Annotated in this window: 18 protein-coding genes; 6 read left to right on the forward strand and 12 right to left on the reverse strand. The window is 70.1% G+C overall.

Annotation, left to right across the window (positions count from 1 at the left end; translation table 11 throughout):
* Positions 1-120 precede the first annotated feature (120 nt).
* From cspE to BN6_RS33045, 3 genes are all read left to right on the forward strand, one after another.
* Entirely contained in the window at positions 121-324 is a 204-nt protein-coding gene (cspE, locus tag BN6_RS33035) for a transcription antiterminator/RNA stability regulator CspE (RefSeq protein ID WP_015104197.1), read from the forward strand.
* Positions 325-542: 218 nt separating this feature from the next.
* Positions 543-917, forward strand: a complete 375-nt coding sequence (locus tag BN6_RS33040; protein ID WP_015104198.1) for a PPOX class F420-dependent oxidoreductase — start codon at positions 543-545, stop codon at positions 915-917.
* Between the two features lie 30 nt (positions 918-947).
* Positions 948-1,652: a Clp protease N-terminal domain-containing protein gene (locus tag BN6_RS33045; protein ID WP_015104200.1), complete on the forward strand. Its 705-nt coding sequence runs from the start codon at positions 948-950 to the stop codon at positions 1,650-1,652.
* Here BN6_RS33045 and priA read toward each other — a convergent pair.
* From priA to BN6_RS33070, 5 genes are all read right to left on the reverse strand, one after another.
* The gene (gene priA / locus BN6_RS33050; protein ID WP_015104201.1) at positions 1,636-2,367 is read right to left on the reverse strand and encodes a bifunctional 1-(5-phosphoribosyl)-5-((5-phosphoribosylamino)methylideneamino)imidazole-4-carboxamide isomerase/phosphoribosylanthranilate isomerase PriA; all 732 of its coding nucleotides are present in this window, start codon (positions 2,365-2,367) and stop codon (positions 1,636-1,638) included. The two genes, BN6_RS33045 and priA, sit on opposite strands and share 17 nt — an antisense overlap.
* Positions 2,368-2,412: 45 nt before the next feature.
* A complete protein-coding gene (hisH, locus tag BN6_RS33055) occupies positions 2,413-3,051 on the reverse strand; it encodes an imidazole glycerol phosphate synthase subunit HisH (RefSeq protein ID WP_015104202.1) in 639 nt (212 codons plus the stop codon).
* A gap of 9 nt (positions 3,052-3,060) precedes the next feature.
* Positions 3,061-3,348, reverse strand: a complete 288-nt coding sequence (locus tag BN6_RS46210) for a hypothetical protein (RefSeq protein WP_148303119.1) — start codon at positions 3,346-3,348, stop codon at positions 3,061-3,063.
* A gap of 680 nt (positions 3,349-4,028) precedes the next feature.
* A complete protein-coding gene (locus BN6_RS33065) occupies positions 4,029-4,907 on the reverse strand; it encodes a transketolase family protein (RefSeq protein WP_041314940.1) in 879 nt (292 codons plus the stop codon).
* 65 nt (positions 4,908-4,972) lie between these two features.
* Positions 4,973-5,611: a thiamine pyrophosphate-dependent enzyme gene (locus BN6_RS33070; protein ID WP_162164614.1), complete on the reverse strand. Its 639-nt coding sequence runs from the start codon at positions 5,609-5,611 to the stop codon at positions 4,973-4,975.
* Positions 5,612-5,854: 243 nt separating this feature from the next.
* Between BN6_RS33070 and soxR the strand changes: the two genes are divergently transcribed.
* Together soxR and BN6_RS33080 are read left to right on the forward strand one after the other, a co-directional pair.
* A complete protein-coding gene (gene soxR / locus BN6_RS33075; RefSeq protein WP_408005347.1) occupies positions 5,855-6,298 on the forward strand; it encodes a redox-sensitive transcriptional activator SoxR in 444 nt (147 codons plus the stop codon).
* 64 nt (positions 6,299-6,362) lie between these two features.
* Complete coding sequence (locus BN6_RS33080) at positions 6,363-6,878, forward strand: RNA 2'-phosphotransferase (RefSeq protein WP_015104206.1); 516 nt, start codon at positions 6,363-6,365, stop codon at positions 6,876-6,878.
* A gap of 79 nt (positions 6,879-6,957) precedes the next feature.
* Here BN6_RS33080 and BN6_RS47530 read toward each other — a convergent pair whose 3' ends face one another.
* The 5 genes from BN6_RS47530 to BN6_RS47115 all read right to left on the reverse strand — a co-directional run bounded on the left by BN6_RS47530 (position 6,958) and on the right by BN6_RS47115 (position 10,837).
* The gene (locus BN6_RS47530; protein ID WP_015104207.1) at positions 6,958-7,113 is read right to left on the reverse strand and encodes a hypothetical protein; all 156 of its coding nucleotides are present in this window, start codon (positions 7,111-7,113) and stop codon (positions 6,958-6,960) included.
* The gene (gene hisB / locus BN6_RS33085; RefSeq protein ID WP_015104208.1) at positions 7,113-7,712 is read right to left on the reverse strand and encodes an imidazoleglycerol-phosphate dehydratase HisB; all 600 of its coding nucleotides are present in this window, start codon (positions 7,710-7,712) and stop codon (positions 7,113-7,115) included. The genes BN6_RS47530 and hisB overlap by 1 nt, the downstream gene beginning before the upstream one ends.
* Positions 7,709-8,812 (reverse strand): histidinol-phosphate transaminase, encoded by a 1,104-nt coding sequence (locus tag BN6_RS33090; RefSeq protein ID WP_015104209.1) that lies wholly within the window; start codon positions 8,810-8,812, stop codon positions 7,709-7,711. The genes hisB and BN6_RS33090 overlap by 4 nt, the downstream gene beginning before the upstream one ends.
* Positions 8,813-8,871: 59 nt before the next feature.
* Positions 8,872-10,197 carry a histidinol dehydrogenase gene (hisD, locus tag BN6_RS33095; RefSeq protein WP_041314946.1) on the reverse strand — a complete coding sequence of 442 codons (1,326 nt, stop codon included), beginning with the start codon at positions 10,195-10,197 and terminating at the stop codon, positions 8,872-8,874.
* Positions 10,198-10,288: 91 nt separating this feature from the next.
* Positions 10,289-10,837 carry a hypothetical protein gene (locus BN6_RS47115; RefSeq protein WP_158509474.1) on the reverse strand — a complete coding sequence of 183 codons (549 nt, stop codon included), beginning with the start codon at positions 10,835-10,837 and terminating at the stop codon, positions 10,289-10,291.
* Between the two features lie 460 nt (positions 10,838-11,297).
* On the opposite strand from BN6_RS47115, the gene BN6_RS33105 reads away from it, so the two are divergent.
* The gene (locus BN6_RS33105) at positions 11,298-12,605 is read left to right on the forward strand and encodes a M14 family metallopeptidase (protein WP_015104211.1); all 1,308 of its coding nucleotides are present in this window, start codon (positions 11,298-11,300) and stop codon (positions 12,603-12,605) included.
* Here the strand turns inward: BN6_RS33105 and BN6_RS33110 are convergent.
* Positions 12,586-13,761: an aminotransferase class V-fold PLP-dependent enzyme gene (locus BN6_RS33110; RefSeq protein ID WP_041314952.1), complete on the reverse strand. Its 1,176-nt coding sequence runs from the start codon at positions 13,759-13,761 to the stop codon at positions 12,586-12,588. The genes BN6_RS33105 and BN6_RS33110 overlap by 20 nt on opposite strands.
* A 220-nt stretch (positions 13,762-13,981) precedes the next feature.
* Positions 13,982-15,526 carry an ABC transporter substrate-binding protein gene (locus BN6_RS33115; RefSeq protein ID WP_063641847.1) on the reverse strand — a complete coding sequence of 515 codons (1,545 nt, stop codon included), beginning with the start codon at positions 15,524-15,526 and terminating at the stop codon, positions 13,982-13,984.
* Positions 15,527-15,532: the final 6 nt, after the last annotated feature.

Consider the following 15,532-nt stretch of genomic DNA (forward strand, 5'->3'; position numbering starts at 1 on the left):
ATCCACGCTCGCGAACCGCATTTCGAGCGTGTGGTCCCTCCCGGTAAGGGAAGATCCCCCGCTTTGAAGCAGCCACGGCGACGCACCAGCGCCGCCGGCATCTATACGAAGTGGGAAAAGATGGCCCAGGGCACTGTGAAGTGGTTCAACTCGGAGAAGGGCTTCGGCTTCATCTCCCCCGAGGACGGCGGCGCGGACGTGTTCGTGCACTACTCGGAGATCCAGAGCAACGGCTACCGTAGCCTGGAAGAGAACCAGCGCGTGAGCTTCGACGTCGGCCAGGGCGCCAAGGGCCCCCAGGCCACCAACGTCCAGCCGCTCTAAGTGCGCACGAGGCCGTCCTCCCCTCCGGGGGAGGGCGGCCTCACCCATATCCCCACCCCGCCGCAGGCTGGACCCATTCACCCTCCCGGTGTCAGCCGACCCCGCAACCCCGCCACCGCGACCCGGTCCAACACGACCCCGGTCCAACACGACCCCGGTCCAACGTGTGTCCGCCACCACGACCCCGGTCCAACGCGGCCCCGGTCTAACGTGAGCCCATGAGCCTCGGCGACGAGAAGTACCTCCTCCTCACGACCTTCCGCAAGAACGGCACCCCGGTGCCCACGCCCGTCTGGGCGGCCCGGAAGGGCGAGGCCATCCACGTCTGGTCCGCCGCCGACGCCGGCAAGGTCAAGCGCATCCGCAACAACGGCGATGTCACCCTCGCCCCCTGCGACTTCCGCGGCAACAAGACCGGCGAGAGCACCAACGCGAAGGCCACCGTCCTGGACGGCCCGGCAGGCGACGAGACCCGAACCCTCATCGCCCGCAAGTACGGCCTCATCGGCCGCCTGACCCTCCTCGGCAGCCGCCTCCGCCGAGGCAAGTCCGGCACCGTCGGCATCGAGATCCACCCGTCAACCAGCGGTTGACCGCCCCACCCGTCAACCTAGAGTTGACGGGTGGTCACCACGCCGGTCCAGTTGACGGACCTGATCGTCACCGTCGCCCAGGAACACCCCGACGTCCTGGGCCGGCTCGCCGCCGCCGTCCAGCTCAGCGCGCAGCTCACCGAACTGGGTGACCACCTGATCGGCCACTTCGTGGACGAGGCCCGGCGCGCCGGGGCGAGCTGGACCGACATCGGCGAGAGCATCGGCGTCACCAAGCAGGCCGCGCAGAAGCGGTTCGTGCTCAAGGAGTCGCCCGACCTCAAGCCGAGCTTCGACCGCTACACCGACCGCGCCCGGCGGGTCGTCGTCCTGGCCCGCCACCACGCGCGGTTCAGCGAGCGGATCGGCACCGAGCACCTGCTGCTGGGCCTGATGGACGAGTCCGGCGGGCTGGCCGCCAAGACCATCGCCAAGTTCGAGGGCGCGGAGGGCACCACCCGGCTCGCCGTCCTCAACGCCCTGGACAACACCAGCCGGCAACGCCCGGACCCGCAGCCGTTCAGCGCCCACTGCAAGAAGGCCCTGGAACTGACCACCCGCGAAGCCCTCCGCCTCGGGCACACGTTCGTGGGCACCGAGCACATCCTCCTCGGCCTGCTGGCGGAGGAGGACGGCACCGCGGCCAAGGTGATGTCCACCACGGGCATCACCCGGGCCGCGGCCGAAGTTCACATCACCGAGGAGTTCACCAAGGCGATCAGCGCACGGCGTTGAGCGCCTCGGGAAGGGTGAACGCGCCCGCGTAGAGCGCCTTGCCGACGATCGCGCCCTCGACGCCGTCCCGGGACAGGGCGGCCAACGCCACCAGATCGTCCACACTGGACACGCCGCCGGACGCGATGACCGGCGCGTCGGTGCGGTCGCACACCTCGCGCAGCAGGTCCACGTTCGGCCCCTGCAACGTCCCGTCCTTGCCCACGTCGGTGACCACGTACCGGGCGCACCCGTCGCGGTCCAGCCGGTCGAGCACCTCCCACAGGTCCCCGCCGTCCTGGGTCCACCCGCGAGCCGCCAGCCGGTGCCCGTCCGCCGTGATCCGGACGTCCAGCCCGACCGCGATCCGCTCGCCGTGCTCGGCGATCGCCTTGGCGCACCACACCGGGTCCTCCAGCGCGGCGGTCCCGAGGTTCACCCGGGCGCACCCGGTGGCCAGCGCGGCGGCGAGCGAAGCGTCGTCCCGGATCCCGCCGGACAGCTCCACCCGCACGTCCAGCTCGCCCACGACCCGCGCGACGAGCTCCCGGTTGCTCCCGCGACCGAAGGCCGCGTCGAGGTCCACCAGGTGGACCCACTCCGCGCCGTCGCGCTGCCACGCCAGGGCGGCGTCCAGCGGGGAGCCGTAGGAGGTCTCGGTGCCGGCCTCGCCCTGCACGAGTCGGACGGCTTGACCGGCGGCCACGTCAACGGCCGGAAGCAACGTGAAAGTCACGCGAACAGCCTAGTTGCCACCGGTGCCGGCGCACGGCCGCCCCCGTCAGCGGAAGCTGTGCAGCCAGTTCTCCAGGAGGTGCGCCCCGGCGTCCCCGGACTTCTCCGGGTGGAACTGCGTGGCCCACAACGGCCCGTTCTCCACGGCGGCCACGAAGTCGTCGTCGCCGTGGGTGGCCCACGTCACCAGCGGAGGCCGGATCACCTCGGAGGGCTCCAACTCCCAGCGGCGAACCGCGTAGGAGTGCACGAAGTAGAAGCGCGTGTCGGCCGACAGCCCCGAGAACAACCGACTGCCCTCCGGGACCCGGACCGTGTTCCAGCCCATGTGCGGCACCACGGGCGCGGCAAGCCGCTCGACCGTCCCGGGCCACTCACCGCAGCCCTCGGTCAGCACGCCGTGCTCGATCCCCCGGTCGAACAGGATCTGCATACCCACGCAGATGCCCAGGACAGGTCGACCACCGGCGAGCCGCTCGCCGACGATCCGCCCACCCTTGACCGAGTTGAGCCCCTCCATGCACGCCGCGTAAGCCCCGACCCCCGGCACGACCAGCCCGTCGGCGTCCAGCGCGGCCCGCCGGTCGGAGGTGACCTCGACCGAGGCCCCGACCCGCTGGAGGGCGCGCTCGGCGGAACGCAGGTTGCCGGATCCGTAGTCCAGTACGACGACTCGTGGTGCCACGACACCAGGCTAGGCCAACGGAGCCCCACCCTGCGTCACGGGCACCACGGGCAACACCGTGTTGATCGCCAACCCGGCCCGATCAGGAAGGGCCCGAACCCACGTGTCGGCCCGCCCCTGCGACACCAGCGACCGGACCTCGGCCACGTCGGCGGGCAGCGCCAACTCCCCGGACACCGCCTTCAACCGCCACCACCCGACAACCCCCACCAACCGCCGAGCGGACCCGGAGAACCCGCTGGTCTCCCCGTCCGACCAGACCACCCCGCCCCGGAGGTCGTCCCACCGGACCAACACCCCGGACCCCCCGGAAACCTCCCGAACCCGCGAAGCGAACCGCTGCCCGGCAGCGAACCCGATCCCCAAGGGAGGCAACAACACCGTCCCGGACTCGACCGGCACCAACGCAGCAGGCCCGGCCACGGCCCGGTGCAACGCCAACTGCAACTCAGCCGTCGGCGCGTGTGTCCAGATCAGGGTTCTCGGCACGCTCACGACCAGAGATCATGCCCCAGACCGACCCCACCCGAACATCCGACGCACGGACAACCCCAAACCACCGCCCAAAAGCCAGCACCACCCACCCAACGCCCAGCCCCCACGCCCACCCGTCCCCCACTCCACGTTCCCCCCAGCAACCACCCCCACCCCCCACGGCCACCCTCACCCCACCCACCCACCCACCCACACAATTCCCCGCAATTCATACAGACCCCCACCGAGTCGTGTTCTCCCCGTATGGCCTGCGCGCAGCGAACCGCGCTTTGCCAGGCTATGCAAGCACGCTTTTCGCTTGCGTAGCCTGGCAAAGGGTGGTTGTCTTCAGACCAGGACATACGGGGAGAACACGACGGACGCACTTCTCCCCCGGCGGCCTGCCCAGCGGCGAGCGTCGCTCTTATTCCCTAAACCCCAACCACCAACCCACCCAACACAACAACCCCACCCCACCCCCCTCATCCCCACACCCCACACCTTCACACCGGATGCCCGAACAACCTCCGCACCGCCGCCGCAATCCCCAACACATCCAAATCATGGGCCGAATCATGGTCTTCGGCCGTGCCATAAGCCCGCAACTCGGATTCCCGCCGCACCCCCAACGCCCGCAACCGGTGCGGCACATCGGCCAGCGCCTCAGCCACCACATGCGCCGAAGTTCCAGCCAAGTACGGTTCCACCAACAACACATCAGCCCGCGAAGCAGCGACAGCGGCCCGCAGTCCACCCTCGTCGAACGGCCGGACCGACGTCGCGTACAGCACCGTCACGTCCACGCCCTCGGTAGCCGCGAGCACCGGTTCCAGCATCGGCCCGACCGCCAACACCACACCACCCGACCCGCGCCGAACCTCCGTCAACTTCCTGGAAACCGGATAAGCCCGGGAATTCTCCCGCAGCGACAACCGGATATAGACCCGGTCATCTCCGGCCAACGCCTCCCGCACCACTCCCTCGACCTCTCCGCCATGCCCCGGCACCACGATCCGCCACCCAGGCAAAGTGTCGAACAACGCAACATCCCCCGGTGCCTGATGGGTCCGCCCCCACACCGGGTCATCATAGGAACCGCCAATACTGACGAAAACTCCGCCCACGTCCTGGTGCCCGAAATCCAGCTTGATCTGCTCGAACGGTCGTTCCACCAGAAATGGCGCATACGTGTGGACCACCGGCCTCATCCCGCTGAGCGCGAGGCCACTTCCCACCCCCACCATCGCCTGCTCGCGAATGCCGACGTTCACCACCCGGGGCGACGGCCGGAACACATCCCGTGAAATCTCCGCCAGCACCACCGCCACCCGCGGATCGTTCTCCATCACCTCCTCCACCGTGTCCACAAACGCCTGCCGCATCGAAACCACGCCCGCCGTCCCCACCGAACCCACCGAACCCACCGCACTCACCGCACTCACCGCACTCACGCCCCCTTCACAACCCGAGCCACCACGACCGACGGCCGCGACGAATCCACCCCGACGAACGCCGAGTACAGCGCTTCTTGATCACTTCCATCCACTGTGGACGAAGCCCATCCCTCGACCGCGAACCGGGTGGCCACCCCTCCGGGCCACCCGTGCGTGCCGGACTCGTTGTCCACCACCACGACCGTGAGATTCGACAACCCCAGCCGCCCCGCCAGGGCGATCGCCTCGTGGTTGCTGCCCTCGTCCAGCTCCGCGTCCCCGACCAGCACCACCACCCGTGCCGCGTCCCGCCCCTGCAACCTCAGCCCGACCGCCATCCCGACCGCGATCGGCAACCCGTGCCCCAACGACCCGCTGCTGATCTCGACCCCCGGCACCAGCACCCGGTCCGGGTGCTGCCCCAGCGGCGAATCCCACTGCGTCCACGTGTCCAAAGTGGATGGATCGAGGTACCCCTTGGCGGCCAGCACCGCGTAGTACGCCATCGGCCCGTGCCCCTTGGACAACAGGAACCGGTCTCGATCCGGGTCGTCCACCCGCTCCGGCGACACGTTCAGCACCCGGTCGTACAGCACCCACAACACGTGCAGCGTCGACGCCGCCGCCCACTCGTGCTTCTCGTCCCCCGACATCCGCTCGAACAACGCCGGAATGGCCGCAAACCCCACTCCCGCTACTCCCACCTCACCCCCCACGCCGACCTCACCCCCGCCCAAGCCCGCACCACCCCCGCCCAGGCCCGACTGACGCGCGCCCACGCCCGCTTCGCTCCCGTTCAAGCCCGCTCCGCTCGCCACTGCCATGGACCTCACCCAACAACTTCGACTTAGGTCGAGGTCAAGGCTTAGGATGGCGAGGTGAGCAAGCTGCCGGAGATGTTGACCATCGGCCAGGTCGCCGAGCGGAGCGGCGTGCCGCACACCGCGCTGCGGTTCTACGAGGAACGGGGGTTGATCGCGTCCGAGCGCACCGCCGGCAACCAGCGCCGGTACCCCCGTTCGGTGCTGCGCCGACTGGCGTTCATCCGCACGGCGCAACGCGTGGGCCTCAGTTTGGAGGACGTGCACGACGCCCTCGCCACGCTGCCCGACAACCGGACGCCCACCAAGACCGACTGGAGCCGGCTCTCCACCACCTGGCAGACCGAGTTGGACGCCCGGATCGACGCCTTGATCCGGCTGCGCGACCGCCTCACGTCCTGCATCGGCTGCGGCTGCCTCTCACTGCGGAGCTGCTTCCTGCACAACTTCGAGGACGAACAAGCCTCCGACGGTCCCGGCGCGCCCAAGCTGAAGCCCGCCAGCGAGGGCGGCACCTGAGCGAAAACAGGCTGGCACCGCACCGACCAGCCGTGCTGCACTGTGCGTCGTGCAAGAACGAGAAATGATCCGCCTCTCCAAGCGGATGTCGAAACACCTGCGGCACAGCCCCGAGTCGGCGGGTCTCACCCTCGACCCCGCGGGCTGGGTCGACCTGGACACCTTCGTCCGAGCCCTGCGCACCACCCACGACGACGTCTTGGAAGTGGTCGCCGGCAACGACAAGCAGCGCTTCACGATCGAGGACGGCCGGATCCGCGCCAACCAGGGCCACACCGTCGAGGTCGAACTCGACCTGCCCGTCGCCGAACCCCCGGCCGTCCTCTACCACGGCACGATCGCGAAGTTCCTGCCCGACATCCTGAACGAGGGCCTGCGCCCGATGTTCCGGCACGACGTGCACCTGTCAGCGACCGTCGACACCGCAGTCCGGGTGGGTGCCCGCCGGGGCAAGCCGGTGATCCTCGAAGTGGCCGCCCACAAGATGCGCGCGGACGGCCACGAGTTCCGAGTGAGCGCCAACAACGTCTGGCTGACCCAAGCCGTGCCGCCGCCCTACCTCAAGGTCTGGCACCGCTAAGAGCCCACACCAACCACCCTCACACCAACCACCCTCACACCAGCCGCGCTCACACCAGCCACGTCCACACCAACCACGCTCACACCAGCCACGCGATCGCGCCACCCACAGCCACGACCACCAACACCGCCAGCACGATCGCCAGCCCCCGCGCCGTCTTCCACGTGCTGTACACGCCGCCGATCAGGAAGCCCGCCAAGGCGAGCAACCCGATGACGACGTACTCCTTCGGCACTACAGCACACCCTTCGTGGACGGCACGCCACCCACGCGCGGGTCCGGCTCCACGGCCGCCCGCAACGCTCGTGCCACGGCCTTGAACTCCGCTTCCGTGATGTGGTGCGGGTCGCGCCCGTACTCCACCCGCACGTGCAACGCGATCCCCGCGTGGAACGCCAGCGAGTCGAACACGTGCCGGTTCAGCACGAACGGGTAGTTGCCCCCGATGGTGAACGTGTTGAACTGCTCCGGCTCGCCCACGTGCACGCAGTACGGCCGGCCCGACACGTCCACCGCCGCGTGCGCCAGGGTTTCGTCCATCGGGATCCACGCGTCGCCGAACCGGCGGATGCCCGCCTTGTCCCCCAACGCTTCCCGCAGCGCCTGACCCAGCACGATCGCCACGTCCTCGACCGTGTGGTGGGCGTCGATCTCGACGTCCCCGGTCGCACGCACCACGAGGTCCAACGACCCGTGCACGCCCAGCGCGGTCAGCATGTGGTCGTAGAACGGGACCCCGGTGCTGATCTCCACACGTCCGGTGCCGTCGAGGTCGACCTCGACGTACACCGACGATTCCCTGGTGGTCCGCTCCACCTTGCCGACCCGGCTCACCGGCCAACCTCCTTGCTCGCCGCGAGGAACGCGTCGTTCTCCTCCGGAGTACCGACCGTCACCCGCAGATGACCCGCGATTCCGACATCCCTGATCAGCACGCCGTGTTCCAGGTAGGACCGCCACGCCGCGCGCGCGTCCTCGAACCACCCGAACAGCACGAAGTTCGCGTCGCTCGGTACGACGTCGAAACCCAGGCCCGCCAACGCCTCCACCACGCGGTCCCGCTCGGCGGCGAGCAGCGCCACCGAACCGAGCGTCTCGTCCGCGTGGCGCAGCGACGCCCGCGCCGCCACCTGGGTCAGCGCCGACAGGTGGTAAGGCAGGCGCACCAACAACAACGCGTCGACCACGGCCGGGGCGGCGGCGAGGTAGCCCAGCCGCCCGCCGGCGAACGCGAACGCCTTGCTCATCGTGCGGCTGACGATCAGCTTCTCCGGGAACTCCTCCAGCAGCGCCACCGCGCTGTCCCGCGAGGAGAACTCCGCGTACGCCTCGTCCACCACGACGATCCCCGGTGCTGCCGAGATCAGCACTTTCAGATCGGCCACCGGGACGCTCTGCCCCGTCGGGTTGTTCGGGCTCGTCACGAACACGACGTCCGGAGCGCGCTCGGCCACGATCTCCGCCGCCCGGCCGACGTCCAACGAGAAGTCGGCGCGCCTCGGCGTCGGCGACCACTCCGTCCGCGTCCCCGCGGCGATGATCGGGTGCATCGAGTACGACGGCTCGAAACCCAACGCCGTCCGGCCGGGGCCGCCGAACGCTTGCAGGATCTGTTGCAGGATCTCGTTCGACCCGTTGGCAGCCCAGAGGTTCGCGGCCGTCAACGGCACGCCGGTGGAAGACGCCAAATAAGCAGCCAGGTCTTCCCGCAACGCCACGGCGTCCCGATCCGGGTACCGGTGCAGCTCGCCCGCCACCTCAGCGACCTCGGCCACCACCTCGGCGACCAGATCAGCCGACGGCGGGTACGGATTCTCGTTGGTGTTCAACCGAACCGGCACATCCAACTGCGGCGCGCCATACGGCGTCCGCCCGCGCAGATCCTCCCGCAGCGGCAGATCCGACAGTTCAACACGCTCACCCACCGGCTCCACACGCCCACTCGCCGGCTCCACACGCCGAACCACCGGCTCCACCCGCCCACCCACCGGCTTCACCGCCCGGCCTCACGGAACCGCGCCGTCACGGCTTGGCCGTGCGCCGGCAGGTCCTCTGCCTCCGCCAACGCCACCACCTTCGACGCGACCTCGCGCAACGCGTCCTCGCTGTAGTCCACGACGTGGATCCCGCGCAGGAAGGTCTGCACCGACAAGCCCGAGGAGTGCCGCGCGCAGCCGCCCGTGGGCAGGACGTGGTTGGACCCGGCGCAGTAGTCGCCCAGCGACACCGGCGAGTGCGCCCCGACGAAGATCGCGCCGGCGGCCCGGACCCGGGCCGCCACTTCGCGCGCCGACTCCGTCTGGATCTCCAGGTGCTCGGCGGCGTAGACGTCCACCACCCGCAGCCCGTCGTCCACAGTGGACACCAGCACCACCCCGGACTGCCGTCCCGTCAACGCGGTACGCACCCGGGCGGAGTGCTTGGTCGCACCGACCTGCCGCTCCAACTCCTCGTCCACCGCGTCGGCCAGCTCCACCGACGTCGTCACCAGGACGCTGGCCGCCAGCGTGTCGTGCTCGGCCTGGCTGATCAGGTCGGCCGCGACGTGCACCGGGTCGGCGGTCGAGTCCGCCAGCACCGCGATCTCCGTCGGCCCCGCCTCGGAGTCGATCCCGATCAGGCCGCGCAGCAGCCGCTTGGCCGCCGTCAAGTAGATGTTTCCCGGTCCGGTGACCAGGTCCACCGGTTCGAGCGAACCGCCGTCGGTGTCCACGCCGCCGTACGCCAGCAGCGCGACGGCCTGCGCCCCACCCACAGCCCACACCTCGGTCACGTCCAGCAGCGCCGCGGCGGCCAGGATCGTCGGGTGCGGCCGGCCGCCGAACTCGGCCTGCGGCGGCGAGCACACCACCAGCGACTCGACACCCGCGGTCTGCGCCGGCACCACGTTCATGACCACGCTGGACGGGTACACGGCCAGTCCGCCGGGCGCGTACAGGCCGACCCGGGCGACCGGCACCCAGCGCTCGGTGACCGTGCCGCCGGGGACGACCTGCGTCGTGGTGTCCGTGCGCCGCTGGTCGGCGTGCACCTTGCGGGCCCGCGCGATGGACTCCTCCAGCGCCTCCCGCACCGCCGGGTCCAGTTCGGCCAGGGCGCGGTCCAGTTCGGCCTGCGGCACCCGGACCGACTCCGGCCGCACGTGGTCGAACTTCTCGCCGAACTCCAGTACCGCTTCGACCCCGCGCTCCCGCACCGCCTCGACGATCGGCCGCACGTGATGCAGCACCGCGTCCACGTCCACCTCGGCGCGCGGCAGCGCGGCGCGCAGTTCAGCCGGAGACGGGACCCGACCACGCAGGTCGATGCGGTTGAGCATGCCCCCAAGGGTAAGCCGTCCGGACCAACCCGCCGCAGCCCGCCCCGAGACGCCCACGATCCGGATTCGCATCGCCCGGCACCACCGGCGATCAGGACGGCCAGGTGATCCGGTTCGACTCGACCCGCCCCTGCGGCGTGTCGACGTAGACGTACACCTCGGCACCGGGCACGTCGTAGCGGGTGTCGTTGCACTCCACGGCTCCGGACGCATCCGTGACGGCTCTGCACGGGTCGCTGAAACTCCGCTGATTCCCGATCGGCTCCACGCTCACCGCCGTATTCGCGGCGAATCCGGTCAACCACGTGTCGATCCAGTAGCACTTCCCCCTCTCACACCGAGAACTACTGGTCGGCTCACCCACCGCGATCACGATCTTCGGCACGCTCGCCACCGCCACTGCCGCTGCCGCCGTCGTCGTGGGCACCGGCACCACACCCGGAGGCTCCGGCGACGTCGTCACCACGTCGCCCGGCGGCACCGTCGTCGTGGGCACCGCAGTCGACGCCGTCACCGAAGGCGCACTCGACACCGACGACGCGGGCACCGGCGACTCGAACCAGGGCGACGGCTGCGCGTAGCCACGCTGAGGCTGCGCGTCCGGCCAGACCAACCACGCCAGAACGACCAGCACGACCAACGCCGTACCCCAGCGCAACCGCGGCGACTTCTGGAACATGACCACCAGGTCCCGTCCGACCTGGATGATCACCGACCCCTCCCGAGCCTCCGCCTCCTGCCGCACACCACCCTGCTCCTGGCTACCGCCCTGCTGCTCCACGCCCCACCCCGCCAACCCGGAAATCCACGCCCGCCCCGGAACGGCTCCGAACGCCCCCAGAACGGTTCTGAACGACTTCGAACGACCTCGATCAGTCAATCAGCCACTCCGGTTAGCCCGAACACCGGCACAATCATTAAGCCAATCGGCCGCAATTCTGCGGATTCGGCGTACTGACCAGTAACCGAATTGGTCTGTTAACTGTCAGCCGCGCAAACCAACGGGAACCCGACAAACGGCGGCTATGCCGAACTGTGACAAACGGGCCACGCTGCGTAGGCACAACTCCGTCGCAAACCCTGCTGATGATGGAGGCGCAATGTCCTTCAAGCGGCGCGGCCTAGTGGCCGCCGCGCTCGGTGTGTGTCTGACACTGGTGTTGCCCTTCAACACCGTCACCGCGCAGCCGACCACGACCAGTTCACCCGAGCGGACCATGTTCGAGGTCACCGCGGCGACCCCGGAGGCCCGGACCAAGGTGGCCCGGACCGGCGTCGACGTGCTCGGCCTGAACGGGTCGACGCTCACCGTGATCGCCGAGCCCAGGCAGCAGTGGCAGCTGCGCGCGACCGGGCTCCCCCTGAAGAACCTGGGCGACGCGGACGCCCAGCTCGCGGCGCTGGGCAAGGCCGACTTCACCGACCGGACCGGGGACGCCGGTACCCAGGACTTCCCGTCCGGCTACACCGGGTACCACAACTACCAGGAGATGGTCGCCGAGCTGAACCAGACCGTCCGCGACCACCCGGACCTGGTGAAGCTCAGCAGCATCGGCAAGTCCTACGAGGGCCGCGACCTGTGGCTGCTCAAGATCAGCGACAACCCGGGCGCGGACGAGGCCGAGCCCGAGGTGCTGTTCACCTGCAACCAGCACGCCCGCGAGCACCTCACCGTCGAGATGTGCCTGCGCATCATCAAGCAGTACACCGACGGCTACGCCACCACCCCGGCCATCAAGAACCTGGTGGACAACCGGGAGATCTGGATCGTCACCAGCGTCAACCCGGACGGTGCCGAGTACGACATCGCCTCCGGCTCGTTCCGCGCGTGGCGGAAGAACCGCCAGGGCAGCGGCACCGACCCGAACCGCAACTGGGGCTACAAGTGGGGCTGCTGCGGCGGCTCCTCCGGCAGCCCCACCAGCGACACCTACCGCGGGCCCTCGGCGTTCTCCGCGCCGGAGACCCAGCGGGTGCGGGACTTCGTGAACGGCCGCGTTGTCGGCGGTGTGCAGCAGATCAAGTCGCACATCGACTGGCACACGTTCTCGGAGCTGATCCTGTGGCCTTACGGCTACACGACCGCCGACACCGCTCCCGGCCTGGACGCGACCCAGCAGAGCGCGTTCTCCACCCTCGGCCGCCGGATGGGGTCGCTGAACGGCTACACGCCGGAGCAGTCCAGCGACCTCTACATCACCGACGGCAGCGTGAACGACTGGATGTGGTTCCAGCACAAGATCTGGAGCTACACCTTCGAGATGTACCCCAGGTCCGCCAGCGGCACGTCGGGGTTCTACCCGCGTGACACCCAGATCGCGCCGCAGACGGCACGGAACGACAGCGCCGTGGAGCTGTTCTTGACCTACTCGGACTGCGTACCGCGCATCATCGGGCGCACCTGCTGACAGCCTCCACAGCCTGATCGACCTGCGCGGGTTCGACGAAGTAGTGGGGTGATGCCCGCACCACCTCGTCGAGCCCGCGCTTGGTCATGTCCAGCAGCGTCGAACCGGCGTGGCTGGTGCTGACCACGACGCCGTGCCCGGCCAGCTCGTCGCGCAGCTCCACGACCCGGCGGCCGGCGACGGTGAACGTGACGATGCCCGAGCGCTGCTCGCCGATGTCGCGCACCACCACGCCCGGCAGCTCCGCCAGCCCCCGCCGCAACCGGTCGGCCCGGTCGGCCACCGCCCGCCGGATCTGCTCCAGCCCCAGGTCCAGCGCGTACCGCGCGGCGGCGATGAGCCCCAGCCGGTCGGCGATGCTGCACTCCCACAGCTCGAACACCCGCGCGTCCTCGCGCAGCCGGATCTCGTGCGGCGAGACCCACTCACCGCTGTGCAGGTCCACCAGCCGGGGCCGCAGCACCTCGCGCGCGCTGCGGCGCACCACCAGCACGCCCGTGCCACGCGGCCCGCGCAGCCACTTGCGGCCGGTGCCCGAGATCAGGTCCACGCCCAGCTCGTCGGCCCGGACCGGGAGCTGGCCGAGCGACTGGCAGGCGTCCAGCAGCACCAGCGCGCCCACCTCGTGCGCCGCCTCGGCGACCTCCTTGACCGGGTTGACCAGGCCGTTGTTCGTCGGCACGTGCACCAGCGAGACCAGCTTGACCCGCTCGTCCAGCAGCTCCTTCAACGCCTCCACGTCGACCTGGCCGAGCGCGTCGGACGGCACCGTCTCCACGGTCGCGCCGACTTCGCGCGCCCGGTGCAGGATCGGCACGGCGTTGCCCGCGTACTCGACCTCGGTGATCAGGATCCGGTCGCCGGCGGTCAGCGGCACCGCGTCGAACGCGGCCAGCCACGACCGCGTCGCGCTGTCGGTGAACGCGATCTCGTCGGGTTCCGCGCCGAGCAGGTCGGCGAACACCCCGTACCCCGCTTCCAGGTCGTCGGCGCGTTCGCGGCCCGCGGTGTACCCGCCGATCTCGGCTTCCCGCCGCAGGTGTCCGATCACCGCGTCGAGCACCTGCCGGGGCGGCAGCGACGAGCCCGCCGAGTCGAGGAAGACCCGCTCGATCGAGGCGGGCGTGTCGGCGCGGACGGCGTTCAGGTCGATCACGTGGGCCCCCTGGTCCGGTGCCGGCCCGCAGCCGGCTCTACTCCCGTCTACACCATCCCGGCCGTCCCACCAAAGATCCACCACCACACCACACACCAACGCCCTACCAACGCACCACCACCGCACCACACACCAACGCACCACGGATCAGCGAGCCACAGATCAGCGAGCCACCGACCAACACACCTCGATCAACGCACCGAAGCCCACTCGACGAAGCTCAGCGAGCCGCCCACTTCTCCAGGTTCCACCACGGCCCCCACGCCAACGGCCCGTGCGCGTGCGGGTCCACGACCTCTTGGTAGCCCGTCCAGTTGTCGCGCAGGACGTACGTGTGCTGCACCGCCGCGAGCACCGCCATCCCCGGCGACACCACGTACGCCTGCTGGAACTGCCGGTACGCCGCCACCCGCTGGGCCGGGTCCAGCAGTGTGCGGCCCGCGTCCAACGCCGCGTCGACCTGCGTGTTCGCGTAGCCCCACGGGTTGCCGGTGTGCAGCGGCGGGTACGCGGTGAGGTCCGGGTCGAACGGTGTGCCGCCGCCGTAGAGCAGCGCGTCGGCGCCCAGCCGGGGCGTGATCGCCTCCCAGCTCAGCCCCGCCAGCTGGACGTCCACGCCGATCGCCCTCGCGTCCGCCGCGAACGCCGTGGACAGGTCCGCGCGCACCACGTCGCCGATCGGGTACATCAGGGTGAACCGCGCCGGCACGCCGTTGCGGGCGCGCACGCCGTCCGCGCCGCGCACCCAGCCCGCCTGCTCCAGCATCAGCTCGGTCTGGACCTTGTCGTAGGCGAACGCAGCGGTCGGGTCGTAGAACTCCGGCATGGTGTCCGGGATCGGCGTGGCCGCCGCCGAGCCCTTGCCGCCCAGCAGGTTGTCCACCAGGCCCTTGCGGTTGACCGCGTGGTTGAGCGCCATCCGCATCGCCGGGTCGCCGGTCACCGGGCCGCTGGGCAGCGTCACGGCGCGCAGGTCGGTGCTGCGGTGGGTGACCACGCGCATCCCGCTCGTGCCGGTGAACGGCTGCGCCAGGCGCTGCGGCAGTTCCGCCCCGTCGAACTCGCCCGCCTGCATGCGCTGCGCGCGGGTGTTGTCGTCGGGCACGAACACCACCGTCACCTTGCGGATCTTCGGCTCGCCCGCGAAGTGCTTCGGGTTCGACTCCAGGATCAGCCGGTCGCCCTTGCGCCACTCGGTGACCTTGAACGGCCCGGTGCCCACCGGGAGCATGTCCTTGAGCGGCACGCTGAACGACTCGCTGGACAGCACGCCCAGCGTGAGCAGGTGCGGGAACGCCGCCCACGACTTGGCCAGCGTGAAGCGCACCGTGCGCACGTCCAGCTGTTCGACGCCGGTCAGGCCCTCGTACCGGGAGCGCTCGCTCGCGCCCGCCGCCGGGTCCAGCAGCGCGCGGTAGGTCGCCACCACGTCCTCCGGGCCGAACGCCGAGCCGTCGGAGAACTTCACGTCACCGCGCAGCCGCACCGTCCAGGACAGGCCGTCGGCGGCGGGCTTGGGCAGGTCCTCGGCGAGCTGCGGGCGCAGCGAGCGGTCCGCGCGGTGCTCGAACAGGCCGTCGTAGACCTTCGACACGCCGTCGCGGCCGTAGCCGAGCAACGGGTTGAGGGTCGCCGGTTCCGCGCTGTCGGCCAGCACGATCGCGCTGCCGTCCGCCGAGTTCTCGGCGTTCGGTGTGGTGGTTCCCGTGCAGCCCGCCACGGTGAGGACGGAGATCAGGACCAGCGGGGGCAACAGGGAGCGCACGGGACC

The organism is Saccharothrix espanaensis DSM 44229 (genome assembly GCF_000328705.1).
In the GTDB taxonomy this organism is placed as follows: domain Bacteria; phylum Actinomycetota; class Actinomycetes; order Mycobacteriales; family Pseudonocardiaceae; genus Actinosynnema; species Actinosynnema espanaense.

Coding starts and splice junctions, on each gene's coding strand:
- cspE (WP_015104197.1), top strand. CDS start 121: ATGGCCCAGGGCACTGTGAAGTGGTTCAACTCGGAGAAGGGCTTCGGC.
- BN6_RS33040 (WP_015104198.1), top strand. CDS start 543: ATGAGCCTCGGCGACGAGAAGTACCTCCTCCTCACGACCTTCCGCAAG.
- BN6_RS33065 (WP_041314940.1), bottom strand. CDS start 4,907: ATGCGGCAGGCGTTTGTGGACACGGTGGAGGAGGTGATGGAGAACGAT.
- BN6_RS33070 (WP_162164614.1), bottom strand. CDS start 5,611: ATGTCGGGGGACGAGAAGCACGAGTGGGCGGCGGCGTCGACGCTGCAC.
- soxR (WP_408005347.1), top strand. CDS start 5,855: ATGTTGACCATCGGCCAGGTCGCCGAGCGGAGCGGCGTGCCGCACACC.
- BN6_RS33080 (WP_015104206.1), top strand. CDS start 6,363: ATGATCCGCCTCTCCAAGCGGATGTCGAAACACCTGCGGCACAGCCCC.
- hisD (WP_041314946.1), bottom strand. CDS start 10,197: ATGCTCAACCGCATCGACCTGCGTGGTCGGGTCCCGTCTCCGGCTGAA.
- BN6_RS33105 (WP_015104211.1), top strand. CDS start 11,298: ATGTCCTTCAAGCGGCGCGGCCTAGTGGCCGCCGCGCTCGGTGTGTGT.